The following is a 17,761-nucleotide window of genomic DNA, read 5'->3' on the forward strand; positions in this document are numbered from 1 at the left end:
TTATTTTTCTACATATCTAAATTTCTAACTAAAACACGTTGAGTCTCTCGTAAAGCATCATAAAGTTTTTTATTAATCAACAAAAAGCTAAATTTACTTACCTAACTATGAAATACTATGGAAGTAAATGAGCTATCAAATGTTGTAATCGGTATGGCTATTGATGTGCATTCAGCACTCGGGCCAGGATTGTTGGAGAACGCTTATCAAGAATGCCTCTTCTATAAAATTCAAAAAGAAGGTTTCTATGTTGAGAAAGAAAAACCAATACCCTTGGTGTTCGAGGGGATGAGGCTAAACTGTGGCTATAGAATTGATATTTTGGTTGAAAACAAATTGGTTTTAGAACTGAAAAGTGTAGAGAAACTTTCGGACTTACACCTCGCTCAAACGCTTACTTATCTTAGATTAGGTAATTTCAAATTAGGGCTCTTGATGAATTTTAATTCTTATCTACTGAAAGATGGATTAAAGCGTGTGGTTAATAATCTTTAGTTTTCGCATTCTTGGGATATCTTTTTTATTCTTGCAGTTAAAATCAAATAAAAAAGGCTTTCTAATTGAGAATAAATTTACCGAAGATTTTTTGAAGTTTCGCAACGTGCCGCAAAGGCTGGATTGGAAAGTAGGGTAGATTAATTCTTAGTAATTCTAGTCTTTGTGTTCTTCGCATAACTCTTACTTTTCTTTGCGGTTAAATCCTATTTTTCTTGACAGTTAGTTTTTTACCGCAAAGTTTTTTGAAGTTTTCGCAAAGGGCCGCAAAGGTAGGGTTAGAAAGTTGAATCTCAAGAATTTTAGTCTTTGCGTTCTTAGCGTATCTCTTAATTTCTTTTCGGTTAATAAATTTCTCCTACCTCGACACAACCAATTGCTAGTGTTTTGTGCTTTAGAGCATTTGTTTTTGGTTCCTCCTGGTCGCTTTTAGTTTCTTTTATCTGAACTAATACCACTAACTGCCTATAACCAGTTACGGATTTCTGCATAAATAACCCATCTGTTTATGCATTTCTCAATCTATTGTCCAAATAGTTAATTATTTGATAAATATTTTTTGTGATTTAAAAAGCTGTGCGATTGTTGTTTAATTTGTAAAACAAAACCATAGCTGTACTTTAATGACCAAGATACTTATCATCTACACAGGTGGAACCATAGGAATGGTAAATGATGCTGCAACAGGCGCCTTAATTCCATTCGATTTTGAGCAGATTAAAGATAATGTTCCCGAGCTTGCTCGATTGAACTACCAGCTATCCGTACACTCCTTTAATCCAATTATTGATTCGTCTAATATGCATCCCAGCCACTGGAATGTGATTGCAGAACTGATAAGGGATAATTATGAAGAATTTGATGGCTTTGTGATTTTACATGGTTCAGATACCATGTCTTTTACGGCATCTGCATTAAGCTTTATGCTTAAAAACTTGGCTAAGCCAGTCATTTTAACAGGTTCTCAATTGCCTATCGGAGAAATTAGGACTGATGCCAAAGAAAACCTGATTACTGCCCTAGAAATTGCAGCAACCAAAGCAAATGGAAAAGCGGTAGTGCCAGAAGTATGCATCTATTTTGATAATCAGTTGTTTCGAGGCAATAGATCTATCAAATTCAATACGGAAAAATTCGAAGCCTTTCGTTCGCCCAATTATCCAATTTTGGCCGAAGCAGGGGTTCAACTGACCTTTTTTCATAAAGAAATTCTTCCTGTTCCCACCGAACCTTTTTATATCCAAACTAAATCTGATGCGAACATTGGTGTGCTGAAAGCTTATCCTGGAATGACGGAGGAAGTAGTGATGGCTGTAACGAAGTCGAAGGTAAAAGCCATTGTATTGGAAACTTTTGGGTCAGGAAATACGACTACGACAGAGTGGTTTGTTAATGCTTTGGCAGATGCGATCAAAGATGGGAAAATTATTGTCGATATCTCGCAATGTTTAAGAGGGTCGGTGCAGTTAGGTATGTACGAAACCAGTAGCGAGCTTAAAAAAATGGGTGTGCTAAGTGGTTATGATATGACTTTTGAAACAGCGGTAACCAAGTTGATGTATCTTTTGGGAGCTGATTTAAGTGCCGAGGAAATTAGACGACAAATGGAAACCCCTATTGCGGGAGAGTTGACAAATTAATTGCCTTCTCTGTGTTTTAAGATGTTTTGAAGTTTTTAATCCTATTGACAGCGAAAGTATGTCTTTTTTGAACATCAATCTTCGGACTTCATTCTATTAGCTTTTCTGACTCTCAAAAAGTAAAACTTCTGCAATTATGACCATCATCATTCGATAAACAAAGCATTAATCTTATTTTTGTTTAGGATTGGCAGGCAAATTGCCCATCCAACTTATACTTATAAAAATGAAGATAGAACAAATTTACACTGGATGTTTGGCCGAGGCGGCCTATTACATTGAGAGCAATGGCGAAGCAGCCATTATTGATCCGCTCCGAGAAGTAGCGCCTTATTTAATAAAAGCATCCCAAAACGGTGCTAAAATAAAGTACATCTTCGAAACCCATTTCCATGCCGATTTTGTGTCAGGTCATGTTGATTTGGCCGAGAAATCAGGAGCGACCATTGTTTATGGGCCTACTGCAACCACTTCTTTCGAAGCACATATTGCTACCGATGGAGAACAGTTTAAAATAGGTGACTTAACCATTACCGCTTTACATACGCCAGGTCACACACTCGAGTCAACCACTTATTTATTGACCGATGCGCAAGGTAGAAATCATTGCATCTTTACAGGGGATACCCTTTTTATTGGCGATGTAGGTCGACCAGATTTGGCACAAAAAGGAACGCTTACCATGGACGACTTGGCAGGTTTACTTTATGATTCGCTGAATGAAAAAATCAAGCCGTTAGCGGATGAGGTAATTGTTTACCCTGGTCATGGTGCTGGGTCTGCTTGTGGTAAAAATATGAGTAAGGAAACCTTTGATACTTTAGGCCACCAAAAGCAGGTAAATTATGCACTAAAAGCGGCAACCAAAGAGCAGTTCATTAAGGAAGTGACCGATGGTATTTTGCCACCTCCACAATATTTTGCCAAAAATGCAGCCATGAATAAAGGTGGGTACGAAAGTATCGACGAGGTTTATGAAAAAGGACTTAACCCGCTGTCGCCTCAAGCTTTTGAAGATTTGGCGAACCAAAGCGGTGCATTGATGCTAGACACACGTGATCCACAGGTTTTTGCACAAGCTTTTGTACCGAATGCCATCAATATTGGTTTAAATGGTCAATTTGCACCTTGGGTAGGCGCATTAGTTCCAGATTTAAAGCAAAATATTTTGTTGATTACCGATGAAGGTAAAGCGGAAGAAGCGATTACCCGTTTGGCACGTGTAGGTTACGACAATACCATTGGGTATTTGGAAGGTGGTATTCAAGCATGGAAGGATGCAGGAAAGCAAATCGACCAAGTAACTTCTATTTCTGCAGCCGAATTTGAACAAGCTTACCAAGAAGACCAATCTATTTTAGCATTGGATGTGCGTAAGCCGGGAGAATACGAATCGGAGCATTTAGAGTTTACACATTCTCGTCCGTTAGATTATATTAACGATTGGACTCACGAAATAAACGACGATAAAGATTATTATATCCATTGTGCGGGCGGTTATCGTTCCATGATTGCAGCATCTATCTTAAAAGCTCGTGGTATTGATAAGGTGATAGATGTAGCAGGAGGTTATGGTGCGATTAAGAATACATCGTTGAAAAGAACCGATTTTGTTTGCCCAAGCAAGCTGGCGAAAGCTTAAGCTATTTCGTCATTGTTAGAGGCTAAGCCTCGTAGGTTTAAAACGGCGTAATCCTGAAACCTACGAGGTTTTTTAGCAATTGCAATAAAACAAGTCCGCCGTAATCAAGTTTAATTTAAAAGAATCATCACTTGGCTAAATCAGATACACAACATTTCGAGGTCTTAATTATCGGTGCTGGACCAATAGGTTTAGCCTGTGGAATTGAAGCACAAAAGGCAGGGAAAAGCTATGTCATTATCGACAAAGGTACTTTAGTGAATAGCCTTTACAATTATCCCGTGTTCATGACTTTCTTTTCTACTTCTGAACGGTTGGAAATAGGAGGAGTACCTTTCGTAAGCATTAGTCCAAAGCCAAACCGAAATGAAGCGTTGGAATACTATAGGCGTGTAACGGAAAAATTCCAGCTGAATGTAAGGTTGTTTGAAGAAGTGTTGAGCTGTAGAAAAGAAGATGATATATTTCAAATAGATACTTCTAAAGGAGTTTACACTGCCAACTATGTCATTATTGCTACTGGCTTTTATGATGTTCCCAATTTGATGAACATTCCTGGTGAAGATTTGCCGAAAGTTATTCACTATTATAAAGATCCACATTATTATGCTTTTAGCAAGGTTTTGGTCGTTGGAGCCAATAATTCATCCGTGGATGTTGCTTTGGAAACTTTTAGAAAAGGTGCTGAAGTAACTATGGTCATCCGTGGTAATGATATGGGCCCGAATGTGAAATATTGGGTGCGTCCTGATATTAAGAACCGTATCAAAGAAGGATCTATTAAAGCTTATTTCGAAAGCAATTTGAAAGAGATCAAAGAACAAACGGTAATCATTTCTACACCAGATGGTGAAGTGGAAATTGAGAATGATTTTGTGGCTGCAATGACAGGCTACCAACCTAATTTTAAGTTACTAGAAAAATTGGGGGTTACCTTAGATGAAAACCAAACGCCAATCCATCATACAGAAACGATGGAAACCAACCTTTCTGGTTTATATTTAGCTGGTGTGGTTTGTGGTGGCATGGACACCCACAAGTGGTTCATTGAAAACTCCCGTATTCATGCAGAGCAGATCATGAAGGATATTGTTGCTAAAGCTAGCTAACATTTTCATTTATGTAGGCCTTCTTTGCTGTCATTCAGAGCGCAGCGAAGAATCTCATAGTTCTAGGATTCTTCGCTCTGAATGAAAAAGCATGATTCTAAGGCAAAAGGTCTGCTAATTTAGCTGTAAGCGCTTTTCCTCGAAGGTTCTTTGCGATAATAATGCCATTCTCGTCAATAAGGAAGTTGGTAGGGTAGGCATTAATGCCATAAATTAAACCTGCTTCATTTTTATCCCCTTTTAAGTCGCAGACATTTTCCCAAGGGAGCTTGTCATCTTTGATCGCTTTTAGCCATTGCGCTTTATTATTGTCTGCAGCAACGCCCAAAATTTCAAATCCTTTTGCTTTGTAAGCGTTGTAGGTTTTCACCAGTTCGGGATTTTCTTCTCTGCAAGGACCGCACCAAGAACCCCAAAACTCAAGAAGTATGTATTTCCCTTTAATATCTGATAACTTTACTTTTTTTCCGTCTGTATTTGCCTGTTCAAAATCAGCGTATTTACCACCAATTTTCACCTCTTGGCTTAGTGTCAAAAAGCTGTTGATATTTTTTGCATAAGTGGTTTTTTGAATGGAAGGTGTAAATAACTGATAAATGTTTTTGGTTTTTTCTTTCCCCCAAGTAGTCGAATATACATCCGTAATATTAGCAATGATTAATGAATTGGGATGGTTTTTTGCGTAATTAAAGTAAGCAGTGTATTCTTCGTGCTTAATATTTGCAATTTGTTTTCGAAGCTCGCTTTTAAGGCTAGGGTCTGTAGTTTTACTGAAAGCGGTTCTTAGACTGTCTTCTTTAAGGCCAATCGGTTGAATTATTTTTTGGATTTCTTCGTTCTCTGTTTGTGTAGCCGAGCCTTTGATGATTCCTTTTTTGAACTCTCCACCTTTAAGAATCATCGTGATGTTTTTGTTTTCAAGCCAGAAAAAGACATAGTTGGTATAATTTTTTGTAAGCAATACTACTTGTGTTGCGGGCTCGGCAAGTTTGCCTTTTAAGGTGAATTTTCCGTTTGCCACTTGTGTAGAATCGATCATGTCTTGAGGAGAACTTAGTTTTAAATAAAGCCAAGTCCCGTTTTCGAGACCTTCAACAGTGCCTTCAATTTTGAAGTTTTGGGCAAATGCGATAATGTTGGCAAATAGTAGGAATGTGAGTACGATGGTCTTATTCATTTTAGAGGTTTTTTATCTTAAAGAAGGTTAATGGATAAAAATGTTGCACGGCTTTCTGTCTTTCCATAAAAATATGAAATAGTTTGGGTTTGATGTAATAACGGTTGTCATATAAACGGGATTGCAGCGAAAATACTTTTTGTGGTGGTGCGAGGAGAGAAACCCCATAGGTTTTTAAAACCTATGGGGTTTGAGCAATGCGGGTGACAAAAAGATTGTAGCGTAAAGCCCGGCTTTCGGGAGTGCTTTGTACAGGCTTTGCTTTTCTAAAAAATATCGACGTTTTTGCCTAACTTTGCGGCTCGAAAATGGTTTAAGGTATAAGGTTTAGGGGATAAGGTTGGACATCATGTCTCAAATCTGATATCCTAATACTCAAATCTAAGAATATGAGCAAAGTAAAAGTAGGCATGGTGCAGATGAGCTGTACCGCAGATAAGCAAGAAAATTTAGATAAAGCTATTGTGAAAGTAAGGGAAGCGGCTGCAAAGGGCGCTCAAATTGTGTGTTTGCAAGAGCTTTTTACGTCATTGTATTTTTGTGATGTAGAAGACTATGATAATTTTGATTTAGCGGAAGCCATTCCAGGTCCTTCTACCGATGCTTTGCAAGTAGTGGCTAAAGAATTGGGAGTGGTGATTATCGCTTCGTTGTTCGAGAAAAGAGCTCAAGGTTTGTACCACAATACTACTGCGGTTTTAGATGCGGATGGTAGCTATTTGGGTAAATACCGTAAAATGCACATCCCTGATGATCCTGCTTATTACGAGAAGTTTTATTTTACTCCTGGCGATTTGGGTTACAAGGTTTTTCAAACCAAGTTTGCTAAAATTGGCATCTTAATTTGTTGGGACCAATGGTATCCTGAAGCCTCACGTATTACCGCTTTAATGGGTGCCGAAATTATGTTTTATCCAACAGCTATTGGTTGGGATACTACACAGGACGAAGAGACGAACAAAGACCAATACAATGCTTGGCAAACCATCCAACGTTCGCACTCGGTAGCTAATGGCTTACCTGTAATTAGTGTAAATCGTGTAGGTTTTGAGCAAGAAGGTCGTATGAAGTTTTGGGGCGGTAGTTTTGCAACCAACGCACAGGGCAAGTTGCTATACCTAGCTTCACACGATAAAGAAGAAACAGAAGTGGTAGATATTGACCTTACACAAAGTGACTATATCCGCAAACATTGGCCTTTCTTAAGAGATAGAAGAATTGATTCTTATCAGCCGATCACGAAGAGATTTATCGATGAAGATTAGTGGTTAGCCGGGAAGTTTATAGTTAGGAAGTCGGAAGACTATAGTCAGGAAGTCCGAAAGATTATAGTTGGAGAGTTGGGAAGATTATAGTTGGGAAGTCCGAAATAGTTTTTCAAGACAAAGTTGTATCTTCATTTCATCTAAAATACAACCTATGTCATTTAAATTTGAAAAACTAAAGGTCTGGCAAAAAGCTTTGGACTTAGCTGACGAAATTAACCAACTGACTAAAACATTTCCTAGAGAAGAAATTTATATCCTAAACTCACAAATAAAAAGAGCTGCAGACTCAATTTCACTAAATATTGCAGAAGGAAGCACAGGGCAAAGTAATGCTGAATTTATAAGATTTCTGCGTTACGCATTAAGGTCTAATATTGAAGTTGTTGGTTGTTTGCATCTCGCTAAAAGAAGAAAATATATATTAGAGGACCGTTTTGTTGAACTTTATTCTTCTTGTGAAGAAGTGCTAGTGATGATAAATGGTCTTATAAAATCATTAAAGTAATGTCTGATAATATTCATCATAAATCTGATACTCATCTCCATCACACTAAGTCTTCCAGACTTTCTGACTTTCCGACTTTCCAACTTTCTGAAACACCAAAGGCAAAAGGCTATGCGTTTCCTGCGGAATGGGCTAAGCACGAGGCAACGTGGTTAAGCTGGCCGCATAAGGAAGCTTCGTGGCCTGGGAAAATAGACACCATTTACGAGCCCTATTGTCTGTTCATTAAGGCGGTTGCCAAAGGCGAAAAAGTACGAATTAACGTAAAGGATGAGGAAATGAAAGCTTTTGCTATTTCGCAATTAGAAAAAGTGAGGGCTGATTTGAATCAAATTGAGTTTTATTTTAACGAAACCAACGATGCTTGGTGCCGTGACCATGGTCCTGCTTTTGTATTAAAGGGAAATGAGAAAGCGGTGGTAGATTGGGGTTATAATGCTTGGGGAGATAAATATCCTCCCTACGACTTGGATGATGTAGTGCCGACCAAAATTGCTAAGCATTTCAACTTGCCTTTATTTACGCCTGATATTGTAATGGAAGGTGGTTCGGTAGAGTTTAATGGTGCTGGAACTATTTTAACGAGCGAAGCTTGCTTGCTGAACGAGAACAGAAACCCTCATTTAACCAAAGAGCAAATAGAAACCTATCTGATGGAGTTCTATGGCGCATCGCAGATTTTATGGGTGGGCGATGGCATTGTAGGCGATGATACCGATGGCCATATTGATGATATCACTCGTTTTGTAAATGAAGATACGGTGCTAACGGTTGTCGAAAGTAATCCTTTGGATGAAAACTACTTGTTGTTGAAAGAGAATTTGGAGCGCTTAAAGGAAATGACTTTGCTAGATGGTAGAAAGCTGAACATCATTGAGCTGCCAATGCCGTCACCAGTGATTTATGAAGACACCAGATTGCCTGCCTCATACGCCAATTTTTACATTGCAAATGCTGCGGTAGTGGTGCCAACCTTTAGAGATGTAAATGATAAAATTGCTTTAGATATTATACAAAAAGCATTTCCAGACCGTGAGGTAATTGGAATTGATTCTACAGATATTATTTGGGGCTTGGGCAGCTTCCATTGTTTAAGCCAACAAGAACCAGCTGTTTAGTTAGTAGTTTGCCCAAGCAATTAAGCAATACAACAATTGAACAATTTGTTAACTTTATAAGATTAAAACTTTACAACATTTCATAAATGAAATTACTAGAAGGAAAAACAGCACTGGTAACAGGTGCATCAAAAGGAATAGGTAGAAAAATTGCCGAAGAATTTGCGAAGCAAGGTGCTAATGTTGCTTTTACCTATTTGTCATCAGTAGAAAAAGGACAAGCTTTGGAGCAAGAACTGCAAAGCTTTGGAACCAAAGTAAAAGGATACCGTTCTGATGCTTCTAAATTTGACGAAGCAGAGCAATTAATCAATGATATTGTAGCTGATTTTGGAACTATTGACATCGTGGTAAACAACGCTGGTATTACTAAGGACGGCTTGTTGATGCGTATGAGTGAAGAAAATTGGGATGACGTAATGAACGTTAACCTAAAATCGGTATTTAATGTAACCAAAGCTGCCTCTAAAGTGATGATGAAAAACCGTAAAGGTGTTTTCATTAACATGAGCTCGGTGGTAGGCGTACAAGGTAACGCTGGACAAGCCAACTACGCAGCTTCTAAAGCGGGAATTATTGGTTTTACCAAATCAGTAGCTAAAGAATTAGGTTCACGTAATATCCGTGCTAACGTAGTTGCTCCAGGTTTTATCAAAACTGAAATGACCGAAGTATTAGACCCTGCAGTAGTTGCTGGTTGGGAAAAAGATATTCCATTGAAACGTGCTGGCGAAACGATAGACATTGCTAATGTTTGCGTTTTCTTAGCATCGGATATGAGTGCTTACGTTACAGGACAAACACTTTCTGTTTGTGGCGGAATGCTATAATCAAAGCGTTAAAGAATAAAGGTAAAGTCCCGCACATGCGGGACTTTTATTTTACCACATAATTTCCACCAACTTGTCTCACCTTAGGCAAGGTTTTATGTTGCTCAAAATGCAGATAACCTGTTTGAAGGATTTTCCATAGTGCCAAGTTCTGAGGATATTTGGGTCCGTATTTTTCTAAGTTTGCCTTAGTCATTCTAAACGGAAAGATATTGACAGGAATTTGAGTCTGCCCTTGGTCTTTAGCTTCCATTGCCAACAAATACACTTCCTTAATTTTATCATCCGTTAAAGGGATACAACCTACAGTAACACAATCTCCATGGATATAAATATCTCCCCCAGTTTTTCGGTCTTTTCCCGTTCTTGCCTTATCAACTCCATTTGGATAATCTACACCTAACGACAAATGGAAATTACTCATTGGGTTAAATACATTAATGTAATAATAACCTTCTGGAGTCTGTAAGTCGCCTTCCACAATCTTTGGACCCAATATCCCCGAGCGTGCACAAAAAGGGTAGGTTTTAAACAAACTAAAAGTAGATTGATTTTTTCCTTTTAACCACAACTCTACCTTGCCCTCACCTTTATAAGCAGCAATGTACAATTGGTAGCCTTTATCAAAGCCAGCCTGTTTTAAATCCTTTTCTAAAGATGCCCATTTTAAATCGTAAGCGGCCTTAACCCGTTCAAATTTTAGTTGCTGTTGTTTAAAGCCTTTTTGCGCAGAGGTAGAAAAACTCATGAGGATAACTAAAGTAAAAGCAATTATTGATTTCATTTATGTCTGTTGATTTGTATGCAATTTACAATTTTAGTTGTTTAGTTTGCTGAATGGTTGGATGTTTAGCCTTTAGCCTCCACACTGTTCCCCATTATATATTTGTCGCTCATTTCGAGCCTAAGCGAGAAGTCTAAATTTATCTTTGGAAGCGCAATAGTCTAGCTGCTATCCTCCGCCAGTCCAGCTTTACGCTCCAATCTTTTTGACCGCTTGCCTGTCATTCCGAGGAACGAGGAATCTACTTCTGATGTGCAAAAACTTACAGATTCTTCTCCCGAAACCTCGGGATAAGAATGAAAGTAAAAGAACAAAAAGTATTTCCGCTGCAATCTGGGCTATTGAACCAAAAACATTACACAGCAGTTCCAAACCTTTGCTCCCTGTCTCTTCAATCTTTAGTCATTGCTCCTTGTTCTTTATTCTTCAATCCTTGCTCTTTTTCACTTTTCCCTTTTAATTTTTGACTTAATGTAGCATCTTTACGGTTAAGCATATGGCAAATTTCCTGTCTTTTTCAACCTTTCTTATTTTTATCGGCTGTGTTGGCCTGGGCGTCCTATATGCATGGATTTTGTATGGGACTAACAAAAGCCTGGGTAAAAAAACTCGTAATACTTTAGCCTTGGCCAGAGCTTTGGCAGTAGCCATTCTTGCCTTTTTACTATTTGCACCTTTAGTGCGCAGGGTTAGCCATACGCCCGAAAAACCAGTGATTGTTATTGCAAATGATAATTCCATATCGGTTAAAGCGATACAACCTACTGGTTTTAATGCCAAAAAATATGAAGAGGATTTAAAAGCTTTGGCTGCCAAGCTTGGAGAAAGATATGAAGTGAAAACTTATACTTTCGGTGATAGCGTAAAATCGGGATTTGAATTTACAGGTACTCATCAGGTGACTAACGGAACAACATTGGTCAATCGTTTAAATGATGAACTTTTGAACCGAAATGTAGGTGCCATCATCATCGCCAGCGACGGTATTTTCAATAGGGGAGGGAATCCTTTATACGAACTCAATAAGATTAAAGCACCAGTTTATACCATCGCCCTTGGCGATACCATTCCAAAGAGAGATGTGTTAGTGGCAAATGTCAACTACAACAATATCGTTTATCTGGATAATGAGTTTACTTTAGATGTACAGGTACAGGCTTTTGAAAGTAGGGGAGAAAACACCAAACTATCGGTGCTGGAAAACGGTAAGCAAGTAGCCGAACAAACCATTGACATCAACAATGCTAGTTTTGTAAAGGATGTACAAATCAAACTAAAAGCCAATAAGGTTGGCGTTCATGCCTATACCATTAATCTTGCTACGGTTAAAAACGAAATTACCACGAAGAACAACAGCCAAACTATTTTTGTGGAGGTGATGGATGGTAGACAGAAAATTTTGTTGGCATCAGCCTCGGCACATCCAGATTTGGCTACTTTAAAACAAGCCATCGAGCTCAATCAACATTATGAAGTAACCCTTGCTTTGACGGAGGAACTGGAAAAAGTAGATTTGTCCAAATACAGCCTGGCAATCCTTTATCAACTGCCAGCATTAAACTATTCGGCAAGCTCGTTAATTAGCAAATTGCGTGAACAAAAAATAGCAACGTGGTATATTGTAGGAGCACAAAGTAACCTTTCGGCTTTTGGTCAAGTCCAACAACAGGTAAGTTTTGCCAGAGCTACTGGAAGCTTGCAGGAGGTGTTTCCTTATTATCAGGAGAATTTTACTAGCTACAGCCTCAATACCGAAGCGTTAAAACAGCTTGAAACGTATGACCCTCTATTGGTCCCTTTTTCAAATATAATGATTAAGGGAAATTACGCTGCGGTATTGAACCAACGCATAGGCAAGGTAAATACACAAAGTCCGATGTTGTTTTTTGCAGAGGATAACGGAAAGAAAATGGGCTTTTTAATTGGTGAAGGACTTTGGAAATGGAAGTTAGAGGAAGCCAAAAATGAAAATAGCTATCCCTTGGTAGCAGAGCTGATTTCTAAAACCGTACAATATTTATCTGTAAAGGATGATAAAAGAAAGTTCAAGGTTTACACCAGCAAAAGTACTTTCGAAGAAAATGAGAGCGTAGTGCTTAACGCTACTTTGTATGACGATGCTTTTGAGCCCGTAAACAATTCCGAAGTAAAGGTGCAATTGAAAAATACCGAAGGAAAGGTTTACAACTATACTTTTTCAAAAATGGGTAGCGGTTATCAGTTAGATGCGGGAAATTTACCTCAAGGCAACTATTCGTATATCGCCTCTACCAGTTTGGGCGACAAAAAATATACCGCCAATGGTGCATTTTTCGTAAATGCAATGATTAGCGAATATCAACAAACTACGGCCAACCATCAGTTGTTAAACACCATGGCCCAACAAACACAGGGCAAAATGTATATGCCTGCCAACTTATTGGATATTGCAAATGAGCTCGAGAAAAGCGGGCAGGTAAAAACCATTACTTATGAGGATAGAAGATATGAAGAGATGATTAACCTCAAATGGATTTTTGCCCTTATCTTACTTTTGTTGAGTGCAGAATGGTTTTTCAGAAAACGTAACGGCGAAGCATAGGCATGAATATTGACACCACCGACGTCATTGAGGTATTGGGTACCATCTCTTTTGCCATATCGGGCACTTTTGCGGCGGTACAAAAGCGTTTGGACCCTTTCGGAGTACTTATCATTGCTTTTGTAACCTCTATTGGCGGTGGTACCGTGAGGGATTTGTTGTTGGGTGATACGCCTGTAGCCTGGATGCGGGATGTAAACTACTGTCTACTTATATTAGTCACTTCTATTCTGACTTTGTTTTTCAAACACCACATTAAGAAATTTAAGGTGACGTTGTTTTTATTCGATTCCTTGGGTTTGGGCCTATTTACTTTGGTGGGCGTTCAAAAAGGAATAGTTTTTGGTTTGGAACCAGGAATGTGTATTGCCTTGGGAACCATTACGGGTTGTTTTGGCGGGATTATCAGAGATACGCTGTTAAATACCATTCCGCTCATTTTTAGAAAAGAAATTTACGCCACAGCCTGTATTGCAGGTGGGGCTTTATATTTTGGCTTGCTTTATTTCGGCCTCGCAGCAGATATTGCCAAAATTGCGGTGATTGTATTCATCGTTACCCTTAGAATTTTGGTGGTAAAGTATAAGCTGGCCCTGCCAAGATTTGGGTATTAGTGCAGTTCTTTCAATTTCCACCTTGTGGAGAACCGTAGCTCAACGAAGTTAAATCTTAAATATAAAAGTAATTTGCCTATAGCAATTCCAAAGGTCTCTCTCCCGAAGGCTCGGGACTGGCACGGTCGAGGTGACGACATAGGAACGGTAGATGACTTGAACAGAAATCTGAAGGATTTCAATCCTTATAGCACAAATGTTACAACTCCTACAGAATCGAATCAGCATTAATCAGTTTTTTATAAAGATTTGACCTTTTCGAGGTCTTAAAAAGAGATAGGATAAAGTCCAAAGATCTCTCCCGAATGCTTGGGATCAAGCTTAGGTGAAATGACGGAGGGTATGCTTGGGCAGAAGATTTACGGATAAAGATATTCCTTCAGCTTGCCATTTTCAGCGGCATCATATAACTGCCACAATTCCTTAGACCAAGTTTTTTTATCACTTTGTTGGTACAAGTAGGGCAACGCTAATTGCATAGCACCTAAAGCTTGTTCCTGTTTTTGCTTTTCGGTTGGATGCGCTAGGGAAAATTTTGTTAAAGCAGCCATATACATTAACAAAAAATCAGCATCAGCATTGAAGAAACTGGTTTCCCTTTCCTCTAAATAAAAAACATAATCAGGAGTACCATTCATCCAATCTACCAAAAACTTGCCCGCCTCATTCCTAGATTTATTTTTCTTTTGCAAAGGTGTTTGGAAAAGATAATCTACTACTTTAATCACAGTAGACTCTGCATGCTTGTAACTTGCTCGTTTGTTTAGCTTAACATTTTTAAGGTTGGGAAGTTCTTGCCCGAAGCTCGAGGCGGCTTGAAAGCTGCAGAAAAGGAAAATAAGTAAGAAGGTTTTCCTCATGAGGTTTGGAGTATTTTAAGACTAAAATAGCAAAAAGGGATTACTTTTTTGCTTCTTCCCTTACAATTACAAAAACATCTTCATTTGCTTTTTTCATGAAGTATTTTTCGCGGGCAAATTTTTCGGCACTGTTTAAGTTGCTGTCCAATTCCTTTAGGTCTTTTTTTACCAAGGCAATTTCTTTGGTGTAGAAATCTTTCTCCTGTTGAAGCTTTTTAACCTGAACGCTATACTCGTATTGTGCTATGATATCGTTTTTGTCAAAAAACAACATCCAAACTGCAAATGCAGCAATGGCAATAAAATACTTGTTACGGAAAAGGTCTATTAATCGCTTCATATGCTACAAAGATAGCTTAAAATAAAAAACATCCGAAGTTTTTAAATCTTCGGATGTTTTACAAATGGAGTTTTCAACTTGTTAACACCTTATTGATGTTGAGTTGATTTTTATTTTTTAGCGAATTTGAAGTTCTTGCCGATGAATTTCGCAGCATCACCAAGTTCTTCTTCAATACGCAACAATTGGTTGTATTTTGCAATCCTATCTGAACGAGAAGCAGAACCAGTTTTGATTTGTCCACAATTTAAAGCTACTGCTAAATCAGCAATGGTTGTGTCTTCAGTTTCACCAGAACGGTGGCTCATTACCGAAGTATAACCGTTGGTTTGTGCCAAGCTTACTGCATTAATGGTTTCTGTTAATGAACCAATTTGGTTTACTTTTACCAAAATTGAATTTGCAGTGTTGGTATCAATACCTTGTTGTAAACGTTTAACGTTAGTTACAAATAAATCGTCACCTACTAATTGAACGCGATCACCAACTTTGTCGGTTAAGCTTTTCCAGCCATCCCAATCGTTCTCATCCATTCCATCTTCGATAGAAATAATTGGATATTTAACGGTTAAATCTGCTAGATATTTAGCTTGTTCTTCGCTAGAGCGGATTACACCTGTAGCGCCTTCAAATTTAGTATAGTCGTATTTTCCGTCTTTGTAGAATTCAGAAGAAGCACAGTCTAATGCTAGGCAAATTTCCGAACCTGATTTGTATCCAGCTTTTTCGATGGCTTTTAATACCGTTTCGATGGCATCTTCAGTTCCTTCAAAAGTAGGTGCAAAACCACCTTCGTCACCCACAGCAGTAGATAAACCTCTATCGTGCAAAATCGCTTTCAAGTTATGGAAAACCTCAGTGCCCCAACGCAAAGCTTCAGAGAAAGAAGGAGCGCCAACAGGCATAATCATAAATTCTTGGAAAGCAATAGGTGCATCAGAGTGTGAACCACCATTGATGATGTTCATCATTGGAATTGGCAATGTGTTCGCATTAACACCGCCAATGTAACGGTATAAAGGTTGACGGCTCTCTTTTGCAGCAGCTTTAGCTACCGCCAAAGAAACACCTAATATGGCATTAGCGCCCAGATTTCCCTTGTTTTCGGTACCGTCTAGGTCTATCATTAACTTGTCGATTAAATTTTGCTCAAAAACATCTACTCCCTGCAAAGCTTGGGCAATTTTGGTATTTACATTTTCTACCGCTTTTAAAACACCTTTGCCTAAGTAGGTCTTCTTATCTCCATCACGTAATTCAACCGCTTCATATTGGCCAGTACTTGCGCCAGAAGGAACAGCTGCACGACCCATAAAGCCGTTTTCTGTCATTACTTCTACTTCAATAGTTGGATTTCCTCTAGAATCGAGGATTTGTCTTGCATGGACATCGATTATTAAACTCATTTTATACTTGTTTTGAATTAAAATTACCCTTAGTGTAAAAAGTACAATTAGCTAGGGGTTTTTCAAAGTTATAACATTTTTTAAACTTACCTAATCAATTGGTTATATTTTTTGTGGGAGCAAAGGGTATAAAAAAGGCAGCTACCCTAAAATAGCTGCCCAATGCATAGGTAGACGAAAACTACTGAATATCACCTTTCTATGTGAATTTGAAGGTGTTCAAATTGCTGATACAACTTGTATGTTTTGCTCGTCTTTAAATGGTTTGGCAACAGTTGGAGAACTGTTGATACTACAAAGGTCGTTTTATTGAAAAGACTACTCGTATGTTAATCGTTTATAAACGTTTATATTCGAATAAACCCAGCTACGGCACAGCAGGACCAAAATTTATTCGTAGTTTTATTAAATGTAAAAAGCCGATAAGCCTATGATTCGATTTTGCTTAGATTGCCATACCGAAATTAAAGGCCGTGCAGACAAGAAGTTTTGTGATGACCAATGTAGAAACAACTACAACAACAGACGCAAAAGTGTGGACGGCGAGTTTGTAAGGAAACTAAATCAGATTTTAAATAAGAATAGAAAACTTTTACGAGAAGAAATTGCTAACGGACAATCGAACGTGAAGCGGGAAACCTTGGCCAAAAAAGGATTTGATTTTGATTATCATACGCACTATCATCTTAGTGACGCAGGTAAAGTGTATATTTTCTGTTATGAATACGGATATACCTTAGCTGGCGATGATGAAGTGATTCTCATGAAAAAGGAATAATTCTTCGTGATTTGAGGGGTTTGCTAACTTTGTTAAAAATTACCTCAATTATGTTTGAATTGATTAGACAGCCCTGGCCCTGGTATGTAGCGGGGCCTTTGATTGGGCTTACTGTTCCAGCTTTACTGCTGTTAGGGAATAAATCGTTTGGCATTAGCTCTTCGTTAAGGCATATCTGTGCCGCTTGTATCCCTGCCAATATTTCATTTTTTAAGTACGATTGGAAAAAGGAAGCATGGAATTTATTCTTTGTGGCTGGTATTTTGGTTGGTGGTGTTGTTGCTGCCCATTTTTTGGCCAATCCCAATCCTGTACAGGTTCATCCCAAGCTGGCTAATGAACTGGCCTCTTATGGGGTGGATAATTATAACCAGCTGGTTCCAATACAATTGATGAACTGGACTTCCTTATTTACCTTAAAGGGGTTTTTGCTGATGGTTTTCGGTGGTTTTTTGGTGGGCTTTGGAACCCGATATGCTGGGGGCTGTACCAGCGGCCATGCCATTATGGGGCTGTCTAATTTGCAATGGCCCTCATTAGTGGCCACTATTTGTTTTATGGTGGGCGGTTTTATCATGGCCAACTTATTATTGCCAATTATTTTATCGTTATAG

At 38.5% G+C, this 17,761-nt stretch carries 17 protein-coding genes; 12 read left to right on the forward strand and 5 right to left on the reverse strand.

The window, feature by feature from the left end; genetic code table 11:
* Positions 1-117 precede the first annotated feature (117 nt).
* From DUT70_RS14690 to DUT70_RS14705, 4 genes are all read left to right on the forward strand, one after another.
* The gene (locus tag DUT70_RS14690; protein ID WP_113648099.1) at positions 118-495 is read left to right on the forward strand and encodes a GxxExxY protein; all 378 of its coding nucleotides are present in this window, start codon (positions 118-120) and stop codon (positions 493-495) included.
* Positions 496-1,118: 623 nt separating this feature from the next.
* Positions 1,119-2,135, forward strand: coding sequence for an asparaginase (locus DUT70_RS14695; RefSeq protein ID WP_113648100.1), 1,017 nt, complete (start codon positions 1,119-1,121; stop codon positions 2,133-2,135).
* A gap of 226 nt (positions 2,136-2,361) precedes the next feature.
* Complete coding sequence (locus DUT70_RS14700) at positions 2,362-3,777, forward strand: MBL fold metallo-hydrolase (RefSeq protein WP_113648101.1); 1,416 nt, start codon at positions 2,362-2,364, stop codon at positions 3,775-3,777.
* A gap of 131 nt (positions 3,778-3,908) precedes the next feature.
* The gene (locus DUT70_RS14705) at positions 3,909-4,886 is read left to right on the forward strand and encodes a YpdA family putative bacillithiol disulfide reductase (RefSeq protein ID WP_113648102.1); all 978 of its coding nucleotides are present in this window, start codon (positions 3,909-3,911) and stop codon (positions 4,884-4,886) included.
* 97 nt (positions 4,887-4,983) lie between these two features.
* Here DUT70_RS14705 and DUT70_RS14710 read toward each other — a convergent pair whose 3' ends face one another.
* On the reverse strand, positions 4,984-6,063 hold the full coding sequence (locus DUT70_RS14710) for a TlpA disulfide reductase family protein (protein ID WP_113648103.1): 1,080 nt from the start codon (positions 6,061-6,063) through the stop codon (positions 4,984-4,986).
* A 389-nt stretch (positions 6,064-6,452) separates the two neighbouring features.
* Here DUT70_RS14710 and DUT70_RS14715 point away from each other — a divergent pair, with 389 nt between their 5' ends.
* The 4 genes from DUT70_RS14715 (at position 6,453) to fabG (ending at position 9,784) form a co-directional block, all read left to right on the forward strand.
* On the forward strand, positions 6,453-7,328 hold the full coding sequence (locus DUT70_RS14715; protein WP_113648104.1) for a carbon-nitrogen hydrolase: 876 nt from the start codon (positions 6,453-6,455) through the stop codon (positions 7,326-7,328).
* A 154-nt stretch (positions 7,329-7,482) separates the two neighbouring features.
* Entirely contained in the window at positions 7,483-7,836 is a 354-nt protein-coding gene (locus tag DUT70_RS14720) for a four helix bundle protein (RefSeq protein ID WP_113648105.1), read from the forward strand.
* On the forward strand, positions 7,836-8,954 hold the full coding sequence (locus DUT70_RS14725) for an agmatine deiminase family protein (RefSeq protein WP_113648106.1): 1,119 nt from the start codon (positions 7,836-7,838) through the stop codon (positions 8,952-8,954). The genes DUT70_RS14720 and DUT70_RS14725 overlap by 1 nt, the downstream gene beginning before the upstream one ends.
* An 86-nt stretch (positions 8,955-9,040) precedes the next feature.
* Positions 9,041-9,784, forward strand: coding sequence for a 3-oxoacyl-[acyl-carrier-protein] reductase (gene fabG, locus DUT70_RS14730; RefSeq protein WP_113648107.1), 744 nt, complete (start codon positions 9,041-9,043; stop codon positions 9,782-9,784).
* A 46-nt stretch (positions 9,785-9,830) separates the two neighbouring features.
* Here the strand turns inward: fabG and DUT70_RS14735 are convergent, their stop codons facing one another.
* Positions 9,831-10,568: a L,D-transpeptidase family protein gene (locus DUT70_RS14735; RefSeq protein WP_113648108.1), complete on the reverse strand. Its 738-nt coding sequence runs from the start codon at positions 10,566-10,568 to the stop codon at positions 9,831-9,833.
* 496 nt (positions 10,569-11,064) lie between these two features.
* On the opposite strand from DUT70_RS14735, the gene DUT70_RS14740 reads away from it, so the two are divergent.
* Positions 11,065-13,149, forward strand: coding sequence for a hypothetical protein (locus DUT70_RS14740; protein WP_113648109.1), 2,085 nt, complete (start codon positions 11,065-11,067; stop codon positions 13,147-13,149).
* Between the two features lie 2 nt (positions 13,150-13,151).
* Positions 13,152-13,763 (forward strand): trimeric intracellular cation channel family protein, encoded by a 612-nt coding sequence (locus tag DUT70_RS14745; RefSeq protein WP_113648110.1) that lies wholly within the window; start codon positions 13,152-13,154, stop codon positions 13,761-13,763.
* A 359-nt stretch (positions 13,764-14,122) separates the two neighbouring features.
* Here the strand turns inward: DUT70_RS14745 and DUT70_RS14750 are convergent, their stop codons facing one another.
* The 3 genes from DUT70_RS14750 to eno all read right to left on the reverse strand — a co-directional run bounded on the left by DUT70_RS14750 (position 14,123) and on the right by eno (position 16,369).
* On the reverse strand, positions 14,123-14,623 hold the full coding sequence (locus DUT70_RS14750; protein WP_113648111.1) for a hypothetical protein: 501 nt from the start codon (positions 14,621-14,623) through the stop codon (positions 14,123-14,125).
* A 40-nt stretch (positions 14,624-14,663) separates the two neighbouring features.
* Positions 14,664-14,963 carry an FtsB family cell division protein gene (locus tag DUT70_RS14755; RefSeq protein ID WP_113648112.1) on the reverse strand — a complete coding sequence of 100 codons (300 nt, stop codon included), beginning with the start codon at positions 14,961-14,963 and terminating at the stop codon, positions 14,664-14,666.
* A 110-nt stretch (positions 14,964-15,073) separates the two neighbouring features.
* The gene (eno, locus tag DUT70_RS14760; RefSeq protein ID WP_113648113.1) at positions 15,074-16,369 is read right to left on the reverse strand and encodes a phosphopyruvate hydratase; all 1,296 of its coding nucleotides are present in this window, start codon (positions 16,367-16,369) and stop codon (positions 15,074-15,076) included.
* Between the two features lie 430 nt (positions 16,370-16,799).
* Between eno and DUT70_RS14765 the strand changes: the two genes are divergently transcribed.
* Both DUT70_RS14765 and DUT70_RS14770 read left to right on the forward strand, forming a co-directional pair.
* The gene (locus tag DUT70_RS14765; RefSeq protein ID WP_113648114.1) at positions 16,800-17,147 is read left to right on the forward strand and encodes a hypothetical protein; all 348 of its coding nucleotides are present in this window, start codon (positions 16,800-16,802) and stop codon (positions 17,145-17,147) included.
* 50 nt (positions 17,148-17,197) lie between these two features.
* Positions 17,198-17,761: a YeeE/YedE family protein gene (locus DUT70_RS14770; RefSeq protein ID WP_113648115.1), complete on the forward strand. Its 564-nt coding sequence runs from the start codon at positions 17,198-17,200 to the stop codon at positions 17,759-17,761.

This window comes from Pedobacter chitinilyticus (assembly GCF_003313385.1).
Classification (GTDB): domain Bacteria; phylum Bacteroidota; class Bacteroidia; order Sphingobacteriales; family Sphingobacteriaceae; genus Pedobacter; species Pedobacter chitinilyticus.

Excerpts from the sequence above, each read along its gene's own strand:
- DUT70_RS14690 (WP_113648099.1), top strand. The coding sequence starts at position 118 with ATGGAAGTAAATGAGCTATCAAATGTTGTAATCGGTATGGCTATTGAT.
- DUT70_RS14695 (WP_113648100.1), top strand. The coding sequence starts at position 1,119 with ATGACCAAGATACTTATCATCTACACAGGTGGAACCATAGGAATGGTA.
- DUT70_RS14700 (WP_113648101.1), top strand. The coding sequence starts at position 2,362 with ATGAAGATAGAACAAATTTACACTGGATGTTTGGCCGAGGCGGCCTAT.
- DUT70_RS14710 (WP_113648103.1), bottom strand. The coding sequence starts at position 6,063 with ATGAATAAGACCATCGTACTCACATTCCTACTATTTGCCAACATTATC.
- DUT70_RS14715 (WP_113648104.1), top strand. The coding sequence starts at position 6,453 with ATGAGCAAAGTAAAAGTAGGCATGGTGCAGATGAGCTGTACCGCAGAT.
- DUT70_RS14720 (WP_113648105.1), top strand. The coding sequence starts at position 7,483 with ATGTCATTTAAATTTGAAAAACTAAAGGTCTGGCAAAAAGCTTTGGAC.
- DUT70_RS14725 (WP_113648106.1), top strand. The coding sequence starts at position 7,836 with ATGTCTGATAATATTCATCATAAATCTGATACTCATCTCCATCACACT.
- fabG (WP_113648107.1), top strand. The coding sequence starts at position 9,041 with ATGAAATTACTAGAAGGAAAAACAGCACTGGTAACAGGTGCATCAAAA.
- DUT70_RS14735 (WP_113648108.1), bottom strand. The coding sequence starts at position 10,568 with ATGAAATCAATAATTGCTTTTACTTTAGTTATCCTCATGAGTTTTTCT.
- DUT70_RS14740 (WP_113648109.1), top strand. The coding sequence starts at position 11,065 with ATGGCAAATTTCCTGTCTTTTTCAACCTTTCTTATTTTTATCGGCTGT.
- DUT70_RS14745 (WP_113648110.1), top strand. The coding sequence starts at position 13,152 with ATGAATATTGACACCACCGACGTCATTGAGGTATTGGGTACCATCTCT.
- DUT70_RS14750 (WP_113648111.1), bottom strand. The coding sequence starts at position 14,623 with ATGAGGAAAACCTTCTTACTTATTTTCCTTTTCTGCAGCTTTCAAGCC.
- DUT70_RS14755 (WP_113648112.1), bottom strand. The coding sequence starts at position 14,963 with ATGAAGCGATTAATAGACCTTTTCCGTAACAAGTATTTTATTGCCATT.
- eno (WP_113648113.1), bottom strand. The coding sequence starts at position 16,369 with ATGAGTTTAATAATCGATGTCCATGCAAGACAAATCCTCGATTCTAGA.
- DUT70_RS14765 (WP_113648114.1), top strand. The coding sequence starts at position 16,800 with ATGATTCGATTTTGCTTAGATTGCCATACCGAAATTAAAGGCCGTGCA.
- DUT70_RS14770 (WP_113648115.1), top strand. The coding sequence starts at position 17,198 with ATGTTTGAATTGATTAGACAGCCCTGGCCCTGGTATGTAGCGGGGCCT.